The following is a 1567-nucleotide window of genomic DNA, read 5'->3' on the forward strand; positions in this document are numbered from 1 at the left end:
TTAATGCGGGATAAAATTTGAATGTCGACTATGGAAATCTATTAGATAATGAAGAAATGAGTGAAAGAGAAAATGAACAAAGCAGCACAAATGTATTGGGAAGAGTATTGGAAAGGCGGGAATGCACCGCCTTCAGTTAGGGAGTGGCAGTTTGGTGATACACCAGACTATCTTGCCCAGCTAGTAATTGATGGGGTGAAAACAGCAACATGCTCAGCTTATATTTTTTATGACTTGGAGAATAGGCCGTTACCAGCTAAGGAAGATTACGGTATTATTTTAGACAGTAATGGAGAACCAGTAGCAATCATTAAAACAGTAGAAGTGAATTTGATACCTATGAACGAAGTGACAGAAGAGTTTGCAATTGCAGAGGGAGATGGCAGTTATCAAAACTGGAAAGAAATCCACACCGGATTTTTCCAAAAAAGGTTAAGTGAAATAGGACATGAATTTTCTGAAGATATGTTACTCGTCTGTGAACATTTTAAATTAATAGATGTGAAGAAATAGTAAGAGAGAAATAAGACCGTTCCAATGATGGGACGGTCTTATTTCTGTTTATAAATATGGATTTTCCTAACAAAATATGAATGAACTGCATATAAAATTTTAGGGAGGTTTTTTATTTATGTATTATTTTTATCCATCAGACATGTCGATTCCTTTCCAATGGATTCTAGAACGTAATATCCCTTTGTATAATGTGTATTCTTATGTACCATATTCAAATACGTTTTATTATCAAAACGATTCGGGTGTAATTCCTGATGTATTAAATGTTGGTTTGAATAATAAGATTCAAGGTACCGAAGAAGATAGAGGGTCTTGGACACCTTTTTCATGGGTTGAAAAATATGCTTATGCGTTTTCTGGCCCATATAATAAAGCGGAAGTTGCACTTACATTTGATGATGGTCCAGATTCTGTATTTACTCCGCAAATACTAGATAAGTTAAAAAGTTATGATGTAAAAGCTACTTTTTTTCTTCTTGGCGAAAATGCAGAAAGATATCCTAATGTAGTAAAGCGAATTGCAAATGAAGGTCATATCGTTGGGAATCATACGTATAACCATCCGAACTTAGTTAAAGTGAGTGATGAAGAATATCACAGTCAAATTATAAAAACGGAAGAGATATTGCGGAAATTGACAGGGTATGCACCGAAGTTTATACGTCCGCCTTATGGTGAAATACGTGAAAAACAATTGGAATGGGCTACAGAACAAAATTTTATGATTGTACAGTGGAGTGTAGATACAGTTGATTGGAAGGGAGTAAGTGCGGAAAAGATTACAAATACTGTATTAGGGAATGCATTTCCTGGAAGTGTTATATTGCAACATTCTACACCAGGAGGGCATTTGCAAGGTTCTGTGAACGCGCTAGATCGAATTATTCCTGAACTGAAAGCGAAAGGATCGCGATTCGTGACGCTGCCTAACATGTTTCATACATCGAAACAGAGAAAATAAATATAACATAATCAGGAATATACCAATATATTTAATAATAAGAGGGACGATGAAAATAATGTAGATTATTAATTTATATATACATCAATT

2 protein-coding genes are annotated in these 1567 nt (G+C 34.8%); both read left to right on the plus strand.

Going from position 1 to position 1567, the window contains the following annotated elements; genetic code table 11:
• The first annotated feature begins 72 nt into the window (after positions 1–72).
• Positions 73–513: an ASCH domain-containing protein gene (locus V7183_RS24945; protein ID WP_335361212.1), complete on the plus strand. Its 441-nt coding sequence runs from the start codon at positions 73–75 to the stop codon at positions 511–513.
• Between the two features lie 118 nt (positions 514–631).
• Complete coding sequence (locus V7183_RS24950; RefSeq protein ID WP_335361213.1) at positions 632–1477, plus strand: peptidoglycan-N-acetylglucosamine deacetylase; 846 nt, start codon at positions 632–634, stop codon at positions 1475–1477.
• Positions 1478–1567: the final 90 nt, after the last annotated feature.

Origin of the sequence: Bacillus sp. JJ1127 (assembly GCF_036965845.1) — a bacterium.
Classification (GTDB): domain Bacteria; phylum Bacillota; class Bacilli; order Bacillales; family Bacillaceae_G; genus Bacillus_A.

Excerpts from the sequence above, each read along its gene's own strand:
- V7183_RS24945 (WP_335361212.1), top strand. The coding sequence starts at position 73 with ATGAACAAAGCAGCACAAATGTATTGGGAAGAGTATTGGAAAGGCGGG.
- V7183_RS24950 (WP_335361213.1), top strand. The coding sequence starts at position 632 with ATGTATTATTTTTATCCATCAGACATGTCGATTCCTTTCCAATGGATT.